The organism is Rhodothermales bacterium, from assembly GCA_017643395.1.
Classification (GTDB): Bacteria; Bacteroidota; Rhodothermia; order Rhodothermales; family UBA10348; genus JABDJZ01.
This window is the reverse complement of record JAEPNP010000001.1, coordinates 1964816-1987753: the sequence shown is the minus strand read 5'-3', so window position 1 is coordinate 1987753 and position 22938 is coordinate 1964816. Positions and strand designations below refer to the sequence as shown.

Sequence of the window (22938 nt, the reverse complement as noted above, 5' to 3'; positions counted from 1 at the left end):
CCCCGGATTTCACCCAAGGGCGCTGCCTGGCCCCGTGCGGGTGGAATAGGGCCCCGTTTTCGACTTCCGAGCCCGCGCCGGCGGCTGCTACGTGGAATTGACCCCCGAAAATCCACGAAGCGTTCAGGCGGACAGGCTCTCGAGCATCGACCGGATGGCCTCCGCCACGAGCTGGGGAGCTTCTACCAGCAGGTTGTGTCCGGCATCAGGGATGATGATGCTGGGGGCGGTTTCCTGGGCCAGCCGCACATAGCGCTTGTCCCGCTCGCCGGCCACCGCCAGGACCGGCCGCCCGGACCCGGTCCCTTGGTCCGCACTCAGGTTGCCTCCCGAAGGCGCGGTCTGAGACCTGGACTGCCGCAGGTCCCGTTGCCGCCCGGTTGAAAAGCCCACCAGCGCCTTGGCCAACTCAGCAGGATCCTGCCGGCGTCGCTGGGCGATGAGGTCTTCCCGCTGTCCGGGCGACAGGCTCGCGAACAACGGCTGCTCCAGCCACGAGCTCAGAAACGCAGGAAAATCAGCGCGCATGGCGGTCGCCCGCTCCACATCCAGCGCCAACCGGGCCCCTCGCTCGCCCTCCGGCAGTCCGGGATGCGCCGAGATCGCCACCACGCCGGCCGCGGCTTGTGCGTGTAGCGCGATGCGCCCGCCCATGGAGTAGCCAACCACCAGGGTGTGCGAGTCCGGCGCCAGCCAATCGACTACTCCCTCCAGCGTGTAGCAGGCATCGGGCAGTCCTGTGCTCGAACCGTGTCCTGGCAGATCCGGACCAAAAAACGCCACATCGACGCCGAGCGCCTCCCGGACCGGGTTCCAATCTGCGCCGGTTCCCATGAAGCCGTGCAACGCCAGCACGCGAAACTCGCTCATGCCAGGAGGTCGGCCGCGGCCTGTCGCAAGCGCTGATGCTCGATCGTGTTTTCCGCGCGCTTGGTGTTCACCTCGACGATTGCCGGACCCTGCACCTCGAGATCTTCGAGTCGGCGGGCACGCACGTAGGGAATGCCGAACATCGCCGCGGCGTGCTCGAATGACAATCCGTGTGGCGTGGCGAAGTAGGGTTCGAACAATTCCTTGTGGGCAGAGATCGGCAGGAAGGAAAAGATGGCCCCACCGTCGTTGTTGATCGCCACGACCCGGACAGGGTGCCGGGCAATCAAGGCCAAACTGTTCAGGTCGTGCAGGAAGGCAAGATCCCCGCAAACCACGGTCACAGGAGCATCCAGGCCGCGGCTCACGCCGGCCGCCGTGGCGAGTGTTCCGTCGATCCCACTCGCACCGCGATTCGACACGACCAGTCGCGGCTTCGGTCCGGGGCCCGCAAACGTGTTCATGTCGCGCACGGGCATGCTGGCCGCAAGCACAAGGCCGTGATCCTGCGGAAGCGTGCGCGAGAGGTGGTTCGCGACGGCCGGCTCGGTCAGACGCCTCCCCAGCAGATCCGGCAATGCCTGGCGCACGGTCCTTTCCGCCGAGCCCCACTTCGCTGCAAACGCCTCATCACAGGCCGGCAACTTTCCCTGCAAAGCGGCGGCCGACACAGAGAGTCGATGGGTTGCCGCGCCATGCGGATCGATGCGCTCGGTGCCGTCCGCCAACACCGCCCAAACGGACGGCTCGGCCGAGGCCAGCCAACGAGTCAGTCGCTGCGAAACGGGCATGCGACCCACCTGAATGATCACGTCGGGGGCGGGAGCGTGACCTGCGAGCAAATCTCCCAGCGTGATAACGCCGGGGCGAACGGGACCCATGCGCAGTTGTGAGCAGATGTCTGCTACGAGTGGCCAGCCAGACGAGTCGGCAAGGGCCTGAACGGCGGCTGCCTCAGCAGGCCGCAGACGACCAGCAAGCAACAGCCCCCTGGCCGGTGAGCCCATCGTCCGCAAAAACGCACTGACCTCAGAGCCGACCGCCTCTGCCCCCCCGGCGTGCTCGCCAGATGCATGGGCCGTCTCCCCGGGTCCGCCGACATTCCCCTCCCGATCCCCAGGAAGCACCTCCGTAGGCTCCAGCGGCTTACGAAACGGCGCGTTGATGTGCACCGGCCCCGGCCACTCCCCGGTCGCCGCTTGTACCGCTCGATCGACGGCCCGCCTGACAACATCGATTGAATCGGCATCCTCCGGCGCGGGCAAGAACTCCGTATGCCTTGGATAGCTACCGAAGATCCCCTCCTGCCGGATGGTCTGGTTGGCACCTGTGCCGATAAGTTCGGGAGGACGATCTGCGGTCAAAAGCACCAGGGGCACGCCGTCCTGAGAGGCCTCCACGGCCGCCGGCAAACCGTTCGCCACCGCCGTCCCGGAAGTCGTCAGCCATACGGCGGGAATACCGGTAGCGCGACCAAATCCCAGGCAGTAGAACGCAGCACCACGCTCGTCCACGTGCGTCTGAATGCGAAACCTGCCGTCCGCGACTGCCGCCGCAACCAGCGGCGTGGACCGGGATCCAGGCGCCATGCAGACTTCGCTGACGCCTGCCCGCGCCAGTTCATCAAAAAGCGCCCTCGCCCATCGCTGGGCCCTATTCGGCTTCGACTCCCGCAAGGCCCAGCACCCGGGCAAAGTCCACAATCTTGTGTTCGATCTCGTCCCACTCAGCCTGGGGCTCACTGCCGGCGACAATGCCGGCGCCCGAGTAGATGTGCATGCTGGAGCCCTGCACCAGAGCGCACCGAAGCGCCACAGCGAATTCGGCCTCGTCGCGTCCGACCCAACCGATCGGCCCTGCATACCAGCCCCGGTCGAACGCCTCCATGCGGCGGATCACACGAATGGCCGCAGGCGCGGGATACCCCCCGACCGCCGGGGTGGGGTGAAGGTGGCGAAGCAACTGCCAGGTTTCCACGCCGTCATTCAGCACACCGTTAAACCGGGATACCAGATGGCGTCCCTGCGAGAGACGCATCTCGCTGGCATGCGCATCGACCGCCAGATCCTCGCACAGTGGCCGGAGAATTTCCTCGATAGCCCATCGCACACACAGATGCTCGCGCTGCTCCTTGTCGCTGGCCATCAGCGCGGCCAGCAGGGCGGCATCGTCTGCCTCATCTTCCACGGCAGGTCGTGTACCGGCCACGGCCTCGGTAAACACGAAGGACTGCTCGCGCTTCACAAGCCGCTCCGGCGTGGCTCCAAGGAATACGCTGCCGTCCTCTGTCTCCACCAGATAGTGGAAGCGATTCGGGGCCTCGTGATAGAGCCTGGCAACCAATTCAAAAGGCCGCACAGGACCATCAAATTCGAACGAGCTGCGCCGGGCGAGCACGACTTTCTGGATTTCCAGCGCTTCGATGGCCTCCAGCGACTCGGCCACCCGCTGCAGCCACTGGGGGCGGTCCGGTTCGTCGTGGCGTGCCACCGCATGCGGAAGCATCGAGGACTGCGCCGCGCCCGGCCACACAAGCTCCCTGATCTCCCGCAGGATCGTCGACATGGATGCCCGATCCCGATGCCGGACCAGGTTGCAGACCAGTTCCGCCCCCGTGTCGTCCACAACGAGTTCGAATCGGGGGAGCACAAAGCGCACAGACCCGAACGAATTCCATTCGGGCGATGTGGTCCGTCCGCTGTCGAACCGGATGCCTCCGTAGTACCGCGTGCCGGGATCGGCCCCCTCCAGCTGGTGGGAGATGTAACGGCTCAGGCGATCCACATCCGTCTTGCCGACGCTCTCATAGACGTCGGCTATGCCGCACATGGCGACTACTCGATGGGTGTCGCGCGGTGACCAGACGGCCCTTGAGCCCGGGTGCTGCGCCGCCAGCCAGCGAAAGGCATCAACGTGCGGCACCGGCACTCCGATGCGCATCAGCCCCGGCCCATCCGGGCGGGCGGCGGCGCGCTCGACCGCATCGGCCAGAGCCTGCCGGATTTCACTCGAATCGGTATGGGTGCGCGCCCCGCTCATGCGGCGTCTGACAGGTGTTCCAGATGTCCGGTTTCGTTGCGCAGCGTCAGCGTGAAGGTCCCGTCGCGAAGACCCTCCATCCGGTAAAGTCCACAGTTCGCATGAGGGAAATCATCCATACGTGTCAGGCCGGTCTCCGGCAGTGCCGTGGCCAACAGCACGCGTAGGAAACGACCATGTGTGACGACCATGATATTCTGGCCGGCGGAATGTGTGTTCATGAGGTGGTCCAGCACCGACTGCGCGCGATTCTGCACGTCGAGGATGCTTTCTCCTCCACCGACGGCAAAGTCAAAGTGTCCGGCACGCCAATCGGCTCCGACCTCACGAAGATGAGCGCGCAGTTCCGAAATGGGTCTTCCCTCGAGGGACCCCCAGCTCATTTCAGCCAGATCGGGTAGTGTGGTGACATTCAAGCCACGTCCACCGACGACGCGCTCCGCAGTTTGGCGGGCCCGAAGCAGTGCGCTTGCATACACGGTATCCAGCTGCACCGGCACCATCCGCTTTGCAAGTGCTTCGGCCTGGCGAATCCCGCGCTCATTCAATGGAGCGTCTATGGAACGGCCTTGCATAAGCCTCTTCCTGTTGTACTCGGTCTCGCCATGGCGAGCCAGGTAAACGGTGAAAGAAGAGGTCATGGTTTATTTCGTTTGTGTCTGGTGCCGATGTCCATCATGCGCTTCTCCATCGCATCGAGATCACCGACCGACACGCCAAGCGCCAGCGCATGGCGGACTATGAGTGCCCGGAGAATCTGGTCGGACTCTGGCAGGGCATACATGCGCCGGACAACCCGGTCCAGGACAGGCTGCAGCGCGCGAGTCAGCAGCCCCCATCGCACGAAGACGAATCCCAGCAGGCCGACGGCCACCTTTACAAGGGCGTCGTCCGCGGCCAGCCAGCTGAGGCACGCCACAAACGCACCGCCGACAACCAGCGGAAAGCCGAGAACTGAGGCGAGTCGCACGAGCGGTCTCAGCACCAGACCCGGAGCAAGCAGCGACCATCCTGCATACGCGGTGAACGCTGCCAGCACGGCCACCTGCCAGGAACGTGTCAGCAGGCCGATCAGCAGGACCCAAAGCGCCAGCGTGCCAGGTGATCGCAGCCACGCCGCCGAATCCTTCAGAAGTTTCTCAAGAGGAACCCGCTCAAGCACCGGAGCCGCGAACTCCTCCAGATCGGCGCGTGAGGTGTGAAACCAGACTCCATCCGAGGTAAAGATCCCGGTGGGCAATTCAACGAACGCAGGCACTTCGGCTCGTCGGGAAGAGCGCTTGTTTGCCTTCGAATCGGTCAACGGTCGCCTTGTAGGCTGGTTTCAAAAAATTCTGAAAGTATTGTATGCCCCTGCGGCGGGCGGCGCAAGGGTGCGTCGGTCGGCCCAGCGCCCAGCCCGCGCCGGTCGGCCCAGACCCCAGCCTCGGCCCACGCCCAGCCCACGCCCGTCGGCCCAGCGCCCAGCCCGCGCCGGTCGGCCCAGACCCCAGCCCCGGCCCAGCCCCCCCGGCCGGCGCCACCATTCGCCACAGCGCCCACGCACCCCACCCATCAACCATTAAGCAACACCACGGCCGCGGCCGCCAACGCTATTCCGGCCATGTTGACGGGACTCAGCCGTTCCTTCCAGACCAACAGCCCAATCAAGGCTCCGCCAACCACCACCGACACCGACACGGTGGGAAATACCACCGTAGCCGGGATGCGGGCAACTGCCTCCAGCACGAAGAGAATGGACGCATAGTTGACCACCCCGAGCACCAGCCCCCACCTGGCGGCTCGCGAGTCCTTCACGCAGTCCCTTCGGGCCAGCATTAGCGACGCGCCAGCCAGGAACGAAACCAGAAACGCACCGCCCATGAAGGCGTGACCGGGCAGCTCGCCGGCAAACCAGACATCGAACGCCTTGACCAGCGTGTCTCCCGCGCCGCCCCCCACAAATAGCAGTACCAGTAGACCCGCAGCAGAGGCTACCTCCACGGTACCTCCCTCCTCAGAGGGCTTGCGCGTGATGAAGATCAGCGCGAAAAGGACCAGCATGAAACCGATCCACTGCGCCGAAGACGGCTCCTCGCGCCAGGCCAGCCATGAAACGAGGAACGGAATACTGACTCCCACTCGCATCACGGCCATGCTGACCGACATACCTGCTCGCCGCGTGGCTTCGGCAAACAGGAAAAACGACCCGATCAGTACCAGGCCGGTAACTGCAACCAGGCCCAGAAACCCGGGCTGGAAATAGTCTGCACTGGACGCCGCATCATCGGCGACAAGGAGCAGCAGCCCCATTCCGGCCGCGACCGCATAGTTCACCACCAGCAGGGTGAGCGTGTCCAGTCCGGCCTGGCCGGCAAACTTGAACATGGCGCCGATGGCCAGGCTGCTGGCGATTGCCAGCGCGAGAAACAGCATGGTTGAAGCCTGCGGTGCCGGTCAGTCGAACAGCACCTCAAGGAAGTATCCGAGTGTGGGCGGCTCCAACCGGTACTCCCTGAACTCGATACCCCCGGGCAGGTGAATTCCCGGCACAATGCTCCCGGTGGTGTCGGCGCGCATCGCAGCGTAACTGACCTCCGCATAGAAGTCTTCCGCCTCCAGTGCGGCATCATACTGATCCAGCGCCACCTGATAGATCACCCTGACGGTCGGAGGATCAAACTGCACCTCACCGGGAGGCGCGCCGATAACCACGATGCGCACGTCACGCTCGCCTTCGGTGAACTCCCGCACGGACGCCGTGAACAGGGTAGAGGGCACATCGACCGAGACCAACTGAGACAGCGTATCCGCCAACGAAACCTGCACGGCCACGGTGTCTGCCTCGGGCTGTACCTGCAGTCGGCGGGTGGGCCAGCTGGTGACATTGGCGATCACGGACTCAGCCCCTTCGATCGTTACTGAGTCGGGCCGGATCTCGGGCGTGCCGATGACATGGTGCCCGGGCGGGGGCACAACGGACACGCGGGACTGCAGCGGCACCCGCTTGGTGATGCGCCGGTCCTGTTGCAGGCTCACTACGCGCGGGATGATCGTCTCGACGCGCACCCCGGTAATGGCTTCGGCTGCAGCGACTTCCATGTCCAGCGTCTCCTGCGAGGCGTCGACGGGAATCGCCGTCGGGTTGTAGTACAGACGCAGCAGCTGAATGCCTTCCCCCACCACCTGCACCCGCGCAGTCGCAGGAGGGCGGGTCACCAAGGCCGCCCCCTCTTCCAGATTCACTACGCGAAGTGGGACCTCCAGCGTGCGGGTATACGTCTCCCTCATCGAAAACGTGAACCACAGCAGCAGACTGGCAAGGATGCAGAAAGTGACGACCCATCCCTGGGGCCCTTCTTCGTCTGCACGCTCCGCTGGCGCGGTCATCAGGTAGCGCCTCAGACGCGCCACCAGTTTGTTGCCCGACTCCTGTGCTGTCATCCCCGGCCTAACGACCGAACGCCTTCAACAGTTCGGCTTTACTGGCACGAGCAATCTCCCGACCCTTGATCGGCAGTCCTTCGGTGCTTCTGGCCAGCGCCCGCAACTCGCGCACCGTCATCGATTCAAGTGTGGCCGGAGACGTGGACTGAGGCGGGGCCGCCAGCGTGGCAGGCTGCGTTCTGCGGGGCGATGGGCGCCTCGGCGCCTTCGGAGCGGCCTGCTCGGTCACATCCATGCCCTGCATGCGCGCCACGTCGGCGGAGGGTCGAGGGATCACGTGCACGGAGACCACGGTGCCTACCCGCTCGGCAGCGGCGCGAGCCGCATCGACGGCGGAGCGCACGGCAGCGGTTTCGCCTACGACCTGCACAGTCATCAGGGCCGGATTCGTCTTTCGAACGCCGATAAGTTTGACGCGGGCTGCCTTCGCAGCGGCATCGGCCGCCTCCAGCGCGGCAACCAATCCTCGGGTCTCTACCAGACCCAGGGCCTCCTGCCCTGCCACGGGATCAGGAGCCCGACGGGAGAATCTGCTCCACGTCGCTGTGCGGACGCGGAATCACATGCACGGAGACCAGTTCGCCCACACGTTCGGCCGCTGCGGCTCCGGCATCGGTCGCCGCCTTGACTGCGCCCACGTCTCCCCGCACCATCACGGTGACATAACCACCGCCGATGGTCTCCTTCCCGATCAGCTGCACCCGGGCGGCTTTCACCATGGCGTCGGCGGCCTCGACCGCACCCACGAGTCCGCGGGTCTCAATCATTCCGAGGGCAATACCGTAATCGTCTGACATGGTAGATAGGCTTGTTGGAGGTCGCGGAAAGCGCCGCTACAGAGGACGAATATAGCCGCCCCTTTCCGGCGTTGTCAATCAACCAGAGCCGCCTCTCTGGAGCTCAAATGACCTTTGGCACCCGGAAATGCGAGCCGTCGTGGTCAGGCGCATTCTTGAGCGCGTCCTGATGCGAAATCCGGCTTTCCTGCCTGTCTGCACGAAATACATCCACACGATCCAGCACGTGGGCCATGGGTGGTACGTCCGTCGTGTCGAGCTCATTGAGCTTCTGCATGTAGTCCAGCACGCGCGACAGGTCCCGGGCCATGGCCTCCTCCTCCTCCGGGGAGAACGAAAGCCTCGCCAGGCGGGCCACATACCGTACGTCTTCGATGCTGACTGACATGCTCAAGAGGTTCAGGCGCCGAGTACCGGGCTGTCTTCGGGCGGGTTCCTCCATTCCGGAGGTAGATCACGGGCGATGGACTCTCTGGCGAGCCTCATGAGCTCCGGAATGTCGCGACGGGTGCGATCTGCCAGAGACATCGCGGGATGGGCCACTATTCGAACCGTGCCGGGCCTGCTCAGCCAGCGGCTTTCGTCGAACACGGAGGCCGCATCGACAATCGTAACGGGAACGATCGGCACCCCGGCCTCGACCGCCAGGACAAATCCGCCCTTGCGGAAAGCATGCAGGTGGCCGGTGTACGAGCGCTGTCCCTCCGGAAAGATGAGCACGCTGCTGCCTCCCCGGATGTGTTCGCCGGCGGTCTTGATGGAGGCGAGGCTGCGTCTCGGGTCCGACTGGTCCACAAAGACGCTTGGAGAATGCTTCAGCGCATGTCCCAGAAATGGCATTCTCTCAAGCTCTGCCTTGGCCACGAAGCCGAAGGCAACCGGAAGCGCCGCCGCCACAGCCGGAATGTCCAGGCCGTTCTGGTGATTGGCCATAATCACGCAGGGACCCTGTCCCAGGGATCCGTTGCGGTCCTCCAGCACCAGGCGCACGCCCGAGAAGAAGAACATCAGTCGGCCCCAGGTGCTTGCCCACCAGCTGAAGACGTTGGTGGTCGGTCGCAGGAGTTGGCTGATCAGGTAGCCGGTGGCGCACAGAACGGTCGCCAGGACGGCCCAGAACGAAGACCACAGGTAGTGGAGCCTCGTCCAGATACTGGCCTTCAGCGGCCTCGCTTTGGGTTCGACGGTTTGCACAGATGCGATTCTACGGCGCAGGGGCAAAATGCACATGTTCGCGGACCGCATGCACCGGCTCGGCAGGTGGTGTTCTCCAGGAATTGAAGCGCTGCCTATTCTGAGGCATGAAACGATTCCTCGTGATGGCCCTGTTCTGTCTGCCCCTGGCCATAGCCCATGCGCAGACGACCGCCCGCATGCTCATCGGCATGTCTGGATATACGATGGTGGGTGAGCCCGAACTCGATGTCGAGCCGGTGTTCAGACTTGCGGGTGGCGGCGGCATCCAGTATGAGCTGACTCCCAACCTCGGCCTGCGCGGAGAATTGCGCTACACGATCCAGGGCGGACGATTCAGCGGCACGATCCCGGGAAACGACAGGCAGCCCATTCCGGTCGATGCGACCTTCGATCTGACCTACCTCGAGGTCCCCTTCATGGTGGTCGGCGGCCTGGATATCCTGCGTGCGACCCGGATTGAGGTTGGCGCCGGTCCGGCCATTGCAATCAAGGTGGACACACGGAACACCTTCTCAGCCGAGACCGGGCCGGAGATTGGCCAGGGCGTCGATGCGCCACCGAATTACAAGGGCTGGACCGCCATGTTCGACGTGATGTTTCCGGTCCGTGGCGAGCGGGTTCTGCTGGGCTTGCGACTCTGGCGGGCCACATCGTCTGCCGGGCTAGAAGAAACCGTGCCCGGATCCGAGGATCTGCGCACCGCGGGCGTGACGCTGGTATCGGGGGTTTCCTTCTGAGCTCAGTGCAGGCGTCTCGGGACCAGGTGCCGCTACGTTATCGGGGGGCGATCAGCGTTTTTTCCTCACTGGACCGTGCGGCCACCTCGACCTCCCTCTGAATCCTGTCGGCCAGTTCAAGTCCTGCCCGCCCCCAGGCGTCCGGAGTAGGCCGCATCGCAATATCAGGGGCGACCAGACGACGCACGCCCTCAAGGCCCGCCACCTCGTCAAAGGCCCCTGCCAGGATGACCGCGTCAACCGCATCCAGCGGCCAGGGCGGATGGCGAAGGAATGAGCGCAGCCCCGCATCGCCCTGCGCCCCTCCTGCAAACCAGGCGAAGACCACCGTGCGTGCATTGCCCGCACCGCGCTGCCTCTCGGCTGCCATGACCCGAGCGACCTCCAGCAACGCGGCGGCCTCCAGCCCGGAACGACCGGGATCCGGCATGGCCACACCGGCCAGGAATCCACCCGAATCCAGCTGCGCCGCCACGAGCACCGCGCGGTCGCGCGAGGCGGGGTGCCACCCGGCCAGCATGCCGACCACGTGGATGAAGCCTGCGCCGGAATCGTGATCGGCTTCCACACGAATCTCCAGGCGCTCAAGGCCCTCCGGGACGCGACCGATGCGATCCAGAATGCGGGATAACCTGTCCGGAGCTACCTGGATCGCCGCGAGGGGCAACTGCATGGATGCGCGGCCGCTGGTCGGATGCCGCTGAATCAGTACCGCCTCAAAACCGGCGGCAGCGAGATCGATGGCGCGGCCGGTACTGAGCACGGAGTCCACAATGGCAATCTGGGACGGCAGCGCTGCCGATATGCGGCCCGATCCCGGAATCCTCCGCACGGAGGCGGCGCGCATCGATACCGATGCCGTGCGGGGATCCGGCAGGAGGTCGCGGTCCGTATCCCATACGGTCGAGTCCGGCCCCAGGGAACGTAGCAGAACGCCGGAAGCGTGATTCACGGCGTCGTAGGTCAGATGGCGGTATTCGCCGGGATGAACGGGCTGCACACCGGACGCACGCAACCGACCGGCCACATAGTCCGCGGCCGCAGCATAACCCAGCGTCGCGGTGCGCCTCCCGGCCATATCTTCCGCGTTCAGTCGACTGACGTGGGCGCGGATCAGACTGGCGGAGAGACCCGTCGGTTCTCCCGCGTCCTGCACGGTGGTCGCAGAAGAACAGCCCAGCAAAAGGCAGCTGGCGACCATAAGCAACCGACGTGCAGCCCTGTGTCCGCGCGCATCATTATCCAACTCCAGCGACTGCGCTCCGCCACGCGCAATGCGACCATCCTGTACGCCGTCGCGCTGTGCGCCGGTGTGTTGATGGTGCCGCTGGCCTACCGGAACGGGATGCCGCATCGTCTGATCGTCATGGTGCCGACGGTGGCGTACCTGGCCCTGGCGGCCTGGCGACTTCTGGCTGGATTCCAGACCGATCGTCAACTGGAGTTTGAAGAGCGCTTTGTGCGCTTCGCCGCCAACAGGAACGCCCTCATGGCGTCTGCACAGGCGGGAAGCAAACTATGGAAGCTGAGTTGCCTCGTCCAGGGACTGACACGCTCCGAGGCGGCCGCGGTGCCCGACGACAAACGGCAGGCCTATCTGATGCGCTCGCTTCGGGCGACGGGCGGTCATCTGCTGCCGCCCCGAAGCCGGTTCGCACTTCCCGCCGCGATCGCCATTACGGTTACCTGGATAGGCATTGCGCTTAGTACGGCCTCCGTGCGTGGGCTGTACCTGTATCTGGCGGTCCTGCCCGCCCTGGTTACGATTGGCTGGGCAGAGGTCCGAATCGGGCAGCGGCGCGCGGTGCTGGAGGCCATGCGACAGATGCTGTTTGAAGCGACGGCAGGCTGGGCCACCAGCGAATGGGTCAACTATCGGGAGCGCCAGTCCGTGCATCCCTTCCGCCACCGCATGCTCTACCGGGACTGGCGGGTCGTGTGACTCTGTCGCGGGCCCTTGGAGCCCATCGACAATAAAATGGGCGGCGTCCACCCAGAGGTGAACGCCGCCCGCCGGAACACCGCGGCCCCTGGGGACCCCGATAGTCAGTTTTGTTGTGTGGCGCCGCTCCGCTTGTACTTCTCGGGCTTGGCTGCCTGCTCCTGAATCTGTTCGTTGAACCGTCGCAGGGCATCCTGCACGTCCTGGCGCCGCCGTTCCAGCAGATTGTCCTGATAGGGCTGGCCGACGCGGCTGAGCAGCGGCTGAACAATGTCTGCCTGCAGCACCATCAACAGTTCCTTCTGCGTGACGGTGGTCTGCGAGCGGGAAAAGAGGTATTTGAGACCCAGGAACCAGCCGGGCAGGTCCTTGAGGACCGGCACGCCCCGGCGCGATATGGTCTCATCGGTGCTGTAGAGGCCACCAATCAGCACCTGCTCGCCGTCCAGCGACACGATCTGAGTGCCGGCCTGGCTGCGGTCGATGATGGGCCCGGCAGCAGAGGGTCGGCTGGACGACTTCTCCACGCTGACATCCATGTGTACGATGTCCACGGCCACGGAATCCGGCGTCATTTCGGTGATGATCGTCGGTGTCACGTCGATAATGATACCGGTCTGGAGAAGCTCGATCACGGTGTTGCCCGAGAAGTCGAGCTTCTGAATCGGCACGTCCTGGCCGATCTGGATGTTGCCCTTCTGACCGGACTGCACGGTCACCTCGGGACTGGCGACGGTCTCGCCGACGCCGGAGGCCTCGGCCAGCTGAATGAGTCTCTTAAGGTCCTTGACATCCACGGATGTCGGCGCGACGAGCACGTTCTTCAGGGGCTCGAAGAGCTCGTCCGTTTTCAACTGGAACGAAAGGCCCTGGCTGGCGCCACCGCCACCCTGGCTGCCTCCACCACCACCCGCGGCGGCTGCTGCGCTGGCCTCACCGAAGATCACGCTCCAGTTGATGCCGGAGTCTCTGGCCTTCGTGTGGTTGAGTTCGAAGAGCACCGCGCTGATGCGCACCTGCTTGGTGGCCAGGCTGGCCGGGCCGGCTGCAGCAGGTAGCCCGGTCGTCGGGTCCAGATTGAGCTGCGCGGCGAGGTCCGCCGCAGGATCAGGCAGTGTGGACGGATCTGGCTCCACCATGAAGTACTGCTCGGTTTCGCGCAGGTAGAACCCGTTGTACGCCAGAACCATTTCCGTCGCGTCCAGGAAATGCATGCTCGAGATCGAGATACCGATGGCGTCGCTCAGTCCATCCGGGTCGATTACCTCCTTGCCGGTAATCCGGGTGAAGATGGGATTGACCAGCTCGAGAAACGTGTTCATCGGCGTGGAGGGCAGAAAGCTCACCAGCTGATCCGGCGGGATGTAGGTCCTCAGGGCGCGCTGCGGCACACGCTGGGCCTGCACCGAGCCAGCGCCCACGAGGGCGACCAGAAAGAGCGTAAGAATGCGGGTACGGTTCATTGCAGCATACCTCAGTTGGAGGGTGCCAGCTGGGCGGGACCCAATGCCTGGCGGAAGTTGGCGTCGACATCCAGAGTGAACACTCGCTCGTCCATGATGCCGCCCATGTTGAGACGGGCCACTACAGTGTTCTGGATGGGATCGACCATGATGATTCGGCCGAGATACACGTCGTCGCCGACCCCCACGTCGACCAGTTCAGTGCTACTGGTCCCGTCGGGCTGCTTGACGGACGTCCTGAATACGGCCTTGCCGTCAACAATCGATTCAAGCACCGCCACGTCGAGGTTCAGCAACCCATAGGTATTCGGCGGAATCTGCGACATGATGAGCGGATAGAAGGGATCCTTGGCCGGCTTTCGCGAGGGCAGGATCGATGCCGGCACGGGCGGGAGTTCGGTCTGCGGTGTCACGCCGGTTACTGCGCCGGGTAGCTGGTCGTCGGCGGAGAGGCCGGCCTTGCCACCGAAGTACGCGTGCAGGTCGAACTCGAATTGCACGTACACGTCCATTCGGTCGTTGCCGGTCGTCTTGTCGGTGGTGACGAGGTCGATGTGCGTCAGATCGAAATCCATCAGCTTGTAGAAGCTGCGGTAGTTCTCGATGGCCCAGACAAAGTCATACAGCGCCCGGTACGAGGCCTTGCCGGAGATCTTGAACTTGTGCGTATTGAAATCGCGACCGCCTTCCATCTGGTCGTAGCGCAGATCGAAGCTCTGGAAGCCTGACTGGGTGAGACTGTTGAGATAGGCGACTACTTCGTGCGTGGCGAGCTGCTTGGGGATCGTCTTGTAGCGTGAATCCCACTGGGCCTGAATGGCTGCGGCTTTGCCCTGCATCATCGATTCCTCGGAAAGCAGCGCGGCCACTTCGCTCTGCTTGATGCGGGCGTTCTGTTCGGTCAGGCGGAGATCCTCGATCTCGCCCGGCTGCTTGAAGAAGGTGAGCCACGTTCCGACTCCGACCGACATCAGCCAGAGTGCGAGAATGGCCATCATGTTTTGCAAGGGACCCATGTCGCTACTCTCCTGATTGTTCGGCCTGGTCCCTCAGGAACTGCGCTGCGGCAGGCAGCTCGTGCGGAAGCGGCACGTCCATGGTGAACTTGAACACCGGCTGCTCTCGGATTTCGCCAAAGGACATGCTCTTGATGATGCCGTCCATGCGCGTTGCGTACCGCACCAGGTGATCCCGGTTGGTCGCCGTGCCGATGAGTTCCAGGCTCTCGCCCTCCTGCTCCCAGGTTTCAATCCAGATGCCGGGGACGGCTGCGGCCTCAGCGGATGCGCGTTCCATGGCGCGCGACCACTTGTCGCTTCCCACCAGGATGCTGTCCAGCACGGCCAGCGCCTGGATATAGCCCGCGGAAACGGCCTGTATCGAGTCGATGCGGGCCTGCAGGTCGCCCTTGTTGCTTTCGATCAGCTCTGCAGGGTACTCGGCAAGCTTGTCGTTCAACGCCTGGGTCTCCTGCGACTGACGGATGTACCGGTGCACAAAGAAGAGGGAGGTCGCAAAGAGCAGGACCATAAGGGGCACAGTCTGCCACTTGAACTGGTCCAGTCTCGGGCCGCGACGGAACAGCTTGCGGGGCAGCAAGCTGATTGGTTCGAAATGGGTCTTGCCGGCGGGATCGTAGAGGTAGCGGACTACGGCTGCCGCGGCGAGGGTCGCTTCGCGGGAGTACTCTTCGTCCAGGTCGTCAGCGCTTCGCGGAAGCACCTCACGAATGCTCTGAACCTTGCTCTCTTCGAAGAACTCCGTGAGCCGCCGCGTCAGCGACTCTTCGTTCTCCTCTCCGAGCACCAGGATTTCGTCCGGATCGGCGAAGCCGTGCTCGTCCTGCAGCAGCAGGATGCGGGAGCAGACCGTATCGGCCGGATCAAACGAGGTGATGGACCGGAGGGACTCCACGTGGGAAAGGTTGCCCCCCTCGATGAGCATGATGACCGTATCGTCCGCACCGACGCGGACCAGCAGTCTAGTGGGCGGCGTGCGACCGTCGTCGCTGTCCGCGACCAGACGGCGCACGGTTCCGAGCAGCAGACTCACCTCGGTCTCGATGACGCCGACGTTGATGCGTCGATTGCGCGCAGCCAGCCGCTTCAGGGTCGGAACAATGATCTCGGAGCCACGGGCGCAGATCGCGAGGTAGCGGGGCACCCGCTCCTCGGACGGCGTCATGGGCACGAACACCGTCTGGTCCGGATTGAACTTGGCGTCCGTGGTGGCGGCTAGATGTTGCAGCAGCTTGCTGCTCTCGTGCCGCTTCTTGCTTTTCTTTTTCTTGGCCGGCCGATCTCCGGGTTTCGCCTTGCCCCGTACGAAGACCTCGTGGTAGTCCAGATCGGTCGAGCCGACGCAGAACACGACGTAGGGGTCGGGGTAGCCGGCCTCGGCGCATTCATCAAGAATGTCGGTCAGCTCGATTTCGACGGTGGACGGTGCCACTTCACCGTTAATCACCTCGGTATCGGAGAATTCAGAGCTCAGAAACAGGCTCGAATGGTCGGCGGCCGCCGAAGCGAACGCTACGTCCGGATCGTTGTCCTCTACGTAATGGAACTCCTGCTGGGCAGAACCCCCGGACTCCATGGCCGAAGAATCGGTCGCGCTGCGTGGCCGATCGAAGTGACGAACAACCTCAGGCCCATTCGGAGTGTCGCGAACCAGTACGCCGTGCACGGCGCGGTAGGTTACCGCGATGCCCAGTACGAGGTCTTTGGATGATCCCAGTTTCATTGGCGGCCTCCGGGATTACCGTCGGAGCAGCTGATTCAGCCGCTTCTTGTTGTTGGCGTAGTTCACTGCGGTCTCGACCGTGATCTGACCCTGCTTGACCAGGCGGTAGAGGTCCTGCTCCAGGGTGATCATGCCCTGATTGCCTCCCTCCCACATCATCTGGTAGATCTCGCCGACGTTGTCGCCCTTGATGGCGGCTCGAGCCGAAGAGTCCAGCCACAGCACTTCCTTGACCAGGATGCGGCCGCCACCGTGACGGGGCGCGAGTTTTTGTGCAATCACGCAGCGGAGCACGTCCGCCAGGCGGTTGCGAACACGATTCTGCTCATCGGTCGGGTATTCCGCAATGATTCGGTCGATGGACTCGACGGCGGACGACGTGTGCAGCGTGGTAAAGACCTTGTGACCGGAGTCCGTGATCTCCAGGGTCGAGGAGATGGTCTGCGGATCGCGCATCTCGCCGATCACCACAATGTCCGGGTCCTGACGCAGGGACTGGGTGATGCCTTCCTTGAACGAGTTCACATCCCGTCCGACTTCCCGGTGGCGTACGATGCACTTCTGCGACATGTGCATGTACTCGATCGGCTGACCGAGAATGACGATGTGGCCGGGAAAGTCCTTGTTGTTTGCGTCGACGACGGCATCCAGCGTCGTACTCTTGCCCGAGCCGGTCACGCCGGAGATGATGGTCAGTCCATCGCGCACATGCCGGAACATGAGGCTCCGCTCGATCACGGGATGAAACTCCAACGTCTTGAGTGGCCGAACCGTGTCGGTGATGGCGCGCATGTTCAGCGCGATGTCCTCCATCTCGTAATACACGGTGGCACGAAACCGGACCTTTCGATCCCCTTCGATGGGCAGGGAGAATGAGAAATCGGCCGCTCGGCGCTCCTGAAGCACGCTGCGGTTCTTGTCATTCAGCAGGTTCGTGATGAGCACGGTGAACTCATCGGGGTTGAACATGCCGAACTGATGCACCGGCCGCTTGTCGCCGTGGATGCGGAGCCAGATCGATCCGCGTGACGATGCGCCGCCCAGGTCGATGTCGCTGGCGCCCAGCGTCAGCATGTGCCGCATCACCCGGTAGAAAAACTCCCGCATGGCCTGCCGTTCGGCGGCTGACACGCGCTGGATCTGCTCCACGACGTAGAGCACCCGGTCTTCCCCGAGAAACTGATAGGGGATCTTCTCAGCGATCTCCCGAATCACCATCGGGACCTCATGCGCGAACTGTCCGCGCAGGGATGCCGTGTTCTTCTTGCGCGGGGCCGGCGCAGGCGGTTCGGGCACGGCCGCGCCGTTCTGCTCCGCGTGCAACCGAGCCATCATGGCCCGGGCTTCGCGCGCGGTACGGGGGCGGCCTCCTGGCGAGTCGGCCACCGAGAATCGAGGTTCAGGTAGGTCTCTGAACATGAGACGGGCGATGTTCTGGCTTCGTGCACCCCCGAATGAGGGGAATACACAGCCGGTATCGTCCCGTCCGGCGAGCCCTTAAGCGTAGCGGCGAGTTCGAATCATTGCTCTGCGCGTACCCGGGACCTGCCCGCGACGATCAATATCGCTCCGGAATACGCCCCGAATGGCCCACCGGGGCGACTGCACTTTTCAGCGTCTGAATGCCCGTGGGCACTTCGATCTCGGCTCCGGCTGGTGGTGCCAGCATCAGGGAGGCCAACAAGAGCATTCCTGCCCGGAGGATGCGGTTGTGCATGGAATCAAGGGGTATCGTGCCAGAAAAGCGCGTGAGCGTATCACGCACTTCAGGTATCGGCAGCAAAGCCCCGGACTTAAATCCACCAATCAGCGGCCTGCGACAGAAGGCTGTTCCAGGGGCAACACCCACTCGGAAGCTCTCAGGCCCCATCGAACACTGGTAAGATCTGCGTTGGGATCGATGAGCGCGGTTCGGGGGCGACCATTCAGAGAGACAGAAGCGGCTCCGTAGATCTCGACGTCCGCGAGTTCGAGCTCCCGCAGCAACTCCGGTTCGATCGCGCGTGCAAACTGCATGATCAGGTGTGGCCGAGTAGTCATCTTGCGGAGCTGTCGGCTACTCAGGAAGTGCTCCGGGTCTATTCGCCAGTACTGACCGGTTTCCGGGTCCCGCGCTGTGAAACCGATCTCGCCATTCTTGTCCCGCAGCTTCATATGCCACGAAAAATTGTGGCCCTCTTCCGTCCAGCTCACGTTTCCTGGATACAGGTGGTGGCGCATGGGCATGAGCAGCTGCCAGGCGACAAACGCCAGGGCGGCCGCGAAGCCCGCCGCGGGCATGGTCCTGAGAGTCGCCGGCTTTACGATCTCCGATGGCCTGACACGACGCCAGGGCGTATCGAAGAAGACGGGCGTTGCCGCCAACATCAGCCAGGGAAAGATGCCGATGGAGAAGATGGCCGAGTTCGTCAGATGGAATGCCGTCACGGCAAGCACCGCCGGAATTCGGGTACGCTTCCACAGGAGGGCCGGCACAATCAGCACATCGAACAACAGTCCTCCCCAGGAGATGAGCAGTGGTGCCAGCGGGGCCTCAAGGAAGGGGCCGATTAGCCAGGTGTCGCCCGTGCCCTGCAACCAGTCGTTCATCGGCCTGCCGGTGAGCCAGTCTCCATTCAGTTTGGCAATGCCACCAAAAGCATAGGCCACTCCCAGCTGGAACCTAATGGCCCAAACACTCCACGTCGGCACCCAGCGTGACCGGATTTCCGGGCTTATTCGGGCATCAACGCTGCCGTAGCGGTGGGCCGGCACAAATACCAAGAGCAGGCTGACCAGCGAAATCAGGTAGAAGTGGTTCAGGTAGTTGGCCTGTTCCAGCAGGAACCAGTAGCAGAACCCTGCCGCAAACAGCGGCATCGCAATCCGATACGCCAGTCCGACTGCGACGGCGGCGGCCAGTACAGCCATCGCCGCGAAGTACATCCAGATCCAGGGCTCGGGGAGAACTTCTACCCAACCAAAACCCTGAAACTTGAAGTTCATCCAGGGCTGGATGTAGTACCGCTCGATCCACCCCTTGGACCAGTACCGGTATACCTCCCAAACCATGATGGCCCCGAAGACAAATCGAAACCACACCAACGGCGCTGCATCCATGGGTCGGGACAAGCGCGCACGAAAACGGCCCACCTCCTTGCGGAGGCGGGCCTGAAGACTGGAACTCTTTTCCTGTAGAGCGATCACGAATCCGGCGTTTCAGGCTGGCTGCCCAGACGCCGGACCAGGAGCAATCACCGGACCGAATCGGCCATCGCTATTGCAGACCAAGCCACTTGGCCAGCTTCTTTGGACGCACTCCCGCTTCGCTGACGTCGCCGAGCGTGATGGATCCAGAGCCGGGATCGACCTCGGCAAGCAGGTCCTTGATGCGGGTCATCGCCAGCGAGCTGTACTGGATCAGAGCATCGTCCTCGACGTCCAGCTCCAGCGGATCTCCGGCCTGCACGATGTCACCTCCGCCCAGAAGCGGATCACAGATTTCTCCACCCGGATCATCCCACCAGCCGTACCCGGTATGGTGGTAGACGGACGTCTCGTACAGCAGACTGCCCTGGTTCCAGCTGGAGCCGTCGTGCGAGGCATCGTGAATCTGAATCGTGAACGCGTCATTGCGATCCGTCGGATCGTAGATCACGCCATTCGGCGAGCTGATCATCAGAGCGCAGAGATACTCGAAGTTGACAGAGAAGCTGGTGACTTCCCGTGAGTCCAGCAGCGTGGCCGAGAGCCCCTCGTGCGTATTGCCAGCAAGGTCGACTGCCGGGATGTTTGTTGTGGTCGGTTCACATCCATCACCTTCATCCTCCGGCTCGGAGCAGGCTCCGATCGAGTCGCCGTGCCAGAGATGAGCGAGCACGGCAAATCCGGAGACGTTGATCGTGGTCCCGTCGTGGCACATGGCCAGGCCGTTTCCGCTGCCCAGGCCACTGAAGAGACCGGTCAGCTGAGAGGCTCGCGCCATGTCGGCGCCGGCCGAGAAGTCCCATCCGCCGTCATCGTCGTCGTCGGAGTCGCCACCATCATCATCGTCGTCGTCGGAGTCGCCACCACCCCCGCCGCCGCCACCACCACCGTCATCACAGGTGCTGGTAACGGAACCTGCGCCGGCCTCGATGTCGAAGGTGCCGTACCCGTAGGTCTCGTTCTTGAAGGACACGTAGACCGCATCCTCACTGCCCAGAATGGAGCTCCAGCAAAGGCCGCCGCTGCCACACCCGGTCGGGTCCAGGAGATCGATTCCGGTGACGTCAAAGTCGTCGTCATACTTGTGCTCGTGGTAGCGGTAGTCACCGACTCCGAACTCATCGAACACATCGACATCGAAATGGCCGCCCGGCAGGCCGCCGTCATCTCCGGAGCCGTCCTGCGCAATGGACCGGATAACCACCGCTCCATACACGCGGGCGTCGTCACGCAGAATGTGGTCGCCGCCGTCCTCTTCAATGAAGATCAGTCCTTCCCATCGCGCGTCGTCTTCCATGACGAGCGTGCCGTCGAGATAGAGAATGCCGTATCCGGTGAACGTGCCGGACAGCGTCAGGTCGCCCTCGGTGACGCGCAGAACAACCGGAGAGCCGGCAGATCCCAGCGTAGTATCCGACAGGTCCTGGTCACCGGTGTAGGTGGTGAGCGCACCCCCTGAGTAGGCCAGAATATTGGTGGACATGTTGTCCAGATTGGTCTCGGGCGTGCCCTGAAGCACATCAGCGAGTCCGGCAACGCCCGGTCCGACACCTGCGACTACCTCCGCCAGGAAGTCGGTGTAGGCGTCCGTCGTGGTTGCCAGCACGGCGTGCACATCCTGGTTGGATCCGTCGGATCCATCCGGATCGGTATCCAGACCGGACACCATCGCGTTGCCTGAGAAGTCTACCGCCTCAACGGCCCCATCGACCGTCAGTGCGTCCAGTACCCGGGATCCGGAGCGGGAAAGCACCCCGGAAATGGTGTACTCGGCGTCCTCAAACCGGCCCGTGGCCGAGATGGCGACCGGCGATCCCGCCGTGCCGACCGCAGTGATGTCCATCTCACCCTGTCGATGCGCGACATCGGCCAGGCTGACCCGGTGATTCTCGAAATCTCGGCGGACCCTGCTCTCCACACGGTTGAATGCGGACTGCGCGATCTCCCGCGCGAGGACCTGGTGCTCGTACACCGCTTCCTGACTGAGCGTCTCGATGGACTGTCTGTCCTGCGTCATGTAGACCGTAGTCGAAGCGACGCTGACTGCGGCGACGAGGATTAGTGCTGCCTTACCCATAGTGGTAGTTAGGTTGTCTGAGGCGGATCGTCTGATAGCAGACGCATGGGTAGGTATCGGCAGCTTCCCCCCCGCACTTAAGCCCGGTCGCGAACTTTTTCCCTATGGTTCGGCCCGCTACAAACTCAGGGCAATCGGCCTGAGGGTCATGCCCCAGTAGCTGACATTGACGTTGGAGTCGTCCATGTCCCCCACAGTGTGGGCCAGCGACATACGGATGCGCACCAGCTCGGCAGTGGAGGTCGTAGCGCCTCCGCCGGTGCTGGTCAGCAGGTCAACCCGGAAATCGGTGAGAAGCGCAGGGCCTCCACCCACCTTGACGCCCGCCTCAAACCGATCCACCCGGTAAATCGGGACATCCCTCCCCTGCACCTGCACCGTGTCGGTCGCCACCAGGCGGTATTCCACCTGCGTATCCACCGAACTGATCTCGCGGTTGAAGACGAACGACGTCGTCTTCCCGTTCGCGTCCGTCGTGTGGGTTTGAATCTTGGTACCACTGATCCCTTCGCCGATCAACTCATACTCGTCCTCGATCATCTCGGCGAAGCTCAGGAGCTGCTTCTTGGCCATGTACGCAATGGTCACCTCAGCGGTGTCCTTCTGCATGCGGAACTGCGTGGCGGCCAGCACCAGCGCGACCGTCGCGAAGACCAGAGTCGAGGATAGATTGTCGAGTAAGACGTTCACAGGCCGAAAGTCCGGGCAATGATCACCAGGTCAAATGCCCAGCGGTTGTGCGTGATGGTGATCTCCGCCTCCTTGAGGTCGGTTGGCGTCACAGAGAGTTCCCCGAGATCGTCCACGTAGCGCACGTCCCACTCCCAGTCAAATGACACGCTGACCGTGTCGAGGTCGTAGGTCGAGGAGCCGGTGGTGTCGTCGAGGTCGTCGAGAGCGACCCAGCTCTTGGATGCTGCAGCCGTCTCCATCTCGTGAAGGGCAACGGCTGCGGCCATCATTTCGATCTCACTGCGGATGCGGTCCTCCTGGGAGCGGATGTCGGACATCTGCTGGTTGTACGCCGCGATGGACGCCACCATCATGGCCAGGAACGCCATCAGGGTTTGCTGCATGGATTACATGGGTTTCCGCGGTCGGTATCGGCCGTCGCGACCAGGATCTAAAGCCGGCCCCTCAGCACTTCCCGCCAGGCACCCCGTCACTTCATCGTAGCTTCACAATACTTTTCTTAAGTCGTCTGAATATCTGCCGATACCCTACCTACCGGAAGCCATCCCGCTAAGCAAAGCGGGACTTCGAGTACCCAACGAGCCATTTACGGGACCGGGCGGGTATTGAGGGGTATCCTCCCCGGTCCCGGCTCTCCCGGGTTCTCTCCTTAGCATGACGAACAAGCCGTCGGCGTCTCAGATGCCGACGGCTTTTTCGTATGCGGGCGATGGGCTCCGTGCCACGCCTTCCCCGGTTCGCATGGGTTCGCATGGCGACCTGCCACCGG

23 protein-coding genes are annotated in these 22938 nt (G+C 63.3%); 2 read left to right on the top strand and 21 right to left on the bottom strand.

The annotated features are described in order from the left end of the window. Nucleotides 1–123 precede the first annotated feature (123 nt). The 11 genes from JJ896_08085 to JJ896_08035 all read right to left on the bottom strand — a co-directional run bounded on the left by JJ896_08085 (nt 124) and on the right by JJ896_08035 (nt 9326). Nucleotides 124–870, bottom strand: a complete 747-nt coding sequence (locus JJ896_08085) for an alpha/beta fold hydrolase (GenBank protein MBO6779600.1) — start codon at nt 868–870, stop codon at nt 124–126. Further along, nucleotides 867–2546, bottom strand: coding sequence for a 2-succinyl-5-enolpyruvyl-6-hydroxy-3-cyclohexene-1-carboxylic-acid synthase (menD, locus tag JJ896_08080; protein ID MBO6779599.1), 1680 nt, complete (start codon nt 2544–2546; stop codon nt 867–869). Before menD ends, JJ896_08085 begins: the two co-directional genes overlap by 4 nt. Beyond that, a complete protein-coding gene (locus tag JJ896_08075) occupies nt 2524–3909 on the bottom strand; it encodes an isochorismate synthase (GenBank protein ID MBO6779598.1) in 1386 nt (461 codons plus the stop codon). Before JJ896_08075 ends, menD begins: the two co-directional genes overlap by 23 nt. Then, entirely contained in the window at nt 3906–4550 is a 645-nt protein-coding gene (locus JJ896_08070) for a histidine phosphatase family protein (GenBank protein ID MBO6779597.1), read from the bottom strand. Before JJ896_08070 ends, JJ896_08075 begins: the two co-directional genes overlap by 4 nt. Continuing rightward, on the bottom strand, nt 4547–5167 hold the full coding sequence (locus tag JJ896_08065) for a hypothetical protein (GenBank protein MBO6779596.1): 621 nt from the start codon (nt 5165–5167) through the stop codon (nt 4547–4549). The genes JJ896_08070 and JJ896_08065 overlap by 4 nt, the downstream gene beginning before the upstream one ends. Before the next feature lie 296 nt (nt 5168–5463). Next, nucleotides 5464–6324: a hypothetical protein gene (locus JJ896_08060; GenBank protein MBO6779595.1), complete on the bottom strand. Its 861-nt coding sequence runs from the start codon at nt 6322–6324 to the stop codon at nt 5464–5466. A gap of 21 nt (nt 6325–6345) precedes the next feature. Next, a complete protein-coding gene (locus JJ896_08055; protein MBO6779594.1) occupies nt 6346–7332 on the bottom strand; it encodes a hypothetical protein in 987 nt (328 codons plus the stop codon). Nucleotides 7333–7339: 7 nt separating this feature from the next. Next, on the bottom strand, nt 7340–7840 hold the full coding sequence (locus JJ896_08050) for a BMC domain-containing protein (protein ID MBO6779593.1): 501 nt from the start codon (nt 7838–7840) through the stop codon (nt 7340–7342). A gap of 4 nt (nt 7841–7844) precedes the next feature. Beyond that, nucleotides 7845–8132, bottom strand: a complete 288-nt coding sequence (gene eutM / locus JJ896_08045; protein ID MBO6779592.1) for an ethanolamine utilization microcompartment protein EutM — start codon at nt 8130–8132, stop codon at nt 7845–7847. A 103-nt stretch (nt 8133–8235) separates the two neighbouring features. Next, the gene (gene gatC, locus JJ896_08040; GenBank protein MBO6779591.1) at nt 8236–8520 is read right to left on the bottom strand and encodes an Asp-tRNA(Asn)/Glu-tRNA(Gln) amidotransferase subunit GatC; all 285 of its coding nucleotides are present in this window, start codon (nt 8518–8520) and stop codon (nt 8236–8238) included. An 11-nt stretch (nt 8521–8531) separates the two neighbouring features. Continuing rightward, a complete protein-coding gene (locus tag JJ896_08035; protein MBO6779590.1) occupies nt 8532–9326 on the bottom strand; it encodes a 1-acyl-sn-glycerol-3-phosphate acyltransferase in 795 nt (264 codons plus the stop codon). Nucleotides 9327–9433: 107 nt separating this feature from the next. Here JJ896_08035 and JJ896_08030 point away from each other — a divergent pair, with 107 nt between their 5' ends. Beyond that, entirely contained in the window at nt 9434–10066 is a 633-nt protein-coding gene (locus JJ896_08030; GenBank protein MBO6779589.1) for an outer membrane beta-barrel protein, read from the top strand. Between the two features lie 37 nt (nt 10067–10103). Here the strand turns inward: JJ896_08030 and JJ896_08025 are convergent, their stop codons facing one another. Continuing rightward, the gene (locus JJ896_08025) at nt 10104–11267 is read right to left on the bottom strand and encodes a M28 family peptidase (GenBank protein MBO6779588.1); all 1164 of its coding nucleotides are present in this window, start codon (nt 11265–11267) and stop codon (nt 10104–10106) included. Between the two features lie 21 nt (nt 11268–11288). On the opposite strand from JJ896_08025, the gene JJ896_08020 reads away from it, so the two are divergent. Then, entirely contained in the window at nt 11289–12008 is a 720-nt protein-coding gene (locus JJ896_08020) for a hypothetical protein (protein MBO6779587.1), read from the top strand. 104 nt (nt 12009–12112) lie between these two features. On the opposite strand, the gene JJ896_08015 is transcribed toward JJ896_08020, so the two are convergent. The 9 genes from JJ896_08015 to JJ896_07975 all read right to left on the bottom strand — a co-directional run bounded on the left by JJ896_08015 (nt 12113) and on the right by JJ896_07975 (nt 22552). Beyond that, nucleotides 12113–13471 carry a type II and III secretion system protein gene (locus JJ896_08015; protein ID MBO6779586.1) on the bottom strand — a complete coding sequence of 453 codons (1359 nt, stop codon included), beginning with the start codon at nt 13469–13471 and terminating at the stop codon, nt 12113–12115. 11 nt (nt 13472–13482) lie between these two features. After that, entirely contained in the window at nt 13483–14487 is a 1005-nt protein-coding gene (locus JJ896_08010; GenBank protein MBO6779585.1) for a hypothetical protein, read from the bottom strand. 4 nt (nt 14488–14491) lie between these two features. After that, nucleotides 14492–16213: a hypothetical protein gene (locus JJ896_08005; GenBank protein ID MBO6779584.1), complete on the bottom strand. Its 1722-nt coding sequence runs from the start codon at nt 16211–16213 to the stop codon at nt 14492–14494. A gap of 15 nt (nt 16214–16228) precedes the next feature. Then, nucleotides 16229–17632, bottom strand: coding sequence for a Flp pilus assembly complex ATPase component TadA (tadA, locus tag JJ896_08000; GenBank protein MBO6779583.1), 1404 nt, complete (start codon nt 17630–17632; stop codon nt 16229–16231). Nucleotides 17633–17771: 139 nt separating this feature from the next. Beyond that, entirely contained in the window at nt 17772–17930 is a 159-nt protein-coding gene (locus JJ896_07995; protein MBO6779582.1) for a hypothetical protein, read from the bottom strand. Between the two features lie 89 nt (nt 17931–18019). Then, entirely contained in the window at nt 18020–19399 is a 1380-nt protein-coding gene (locus JJ896_07990; protein MBO6779581.1) for an HTTM domain-containing protein, read from the bottom strand. A gap of 70 nt (nt 19400–19469) precedes the next feature. Next, complete coding sequence (locus JJ896_07985) at nt 19470–21476, bottom strand: hypothetical protein (protein MBO6779580.1); 2007 nt, start codon at nt 21474–21476, stop codon at nt 19470–19472. 117 nt (nt 21477–21593) lie between these two features. Beyond that, entirely contained in the window at nt 21594–22166 is a 573-nt protein-coding gene (locus JJ896_07980; GenBank protein ID MBO6779579.1) for a hypothetical protein, read from the bottom strand. Then, a complete protein-coding gene (locus JJ896_07975) occupies nt 22163–22552 on the bottom strand; it encodes a hypothetical protein (protein MBO6779578.1) in 390 nt (129 codons plus the stop codon). Before JJ896_07975 ends, JJ896_07980 begins: the two co-directional genes overlap by 4 nt. Between the last annotated feature and the right edge of the window lie 386 nt (nt 22553–22938).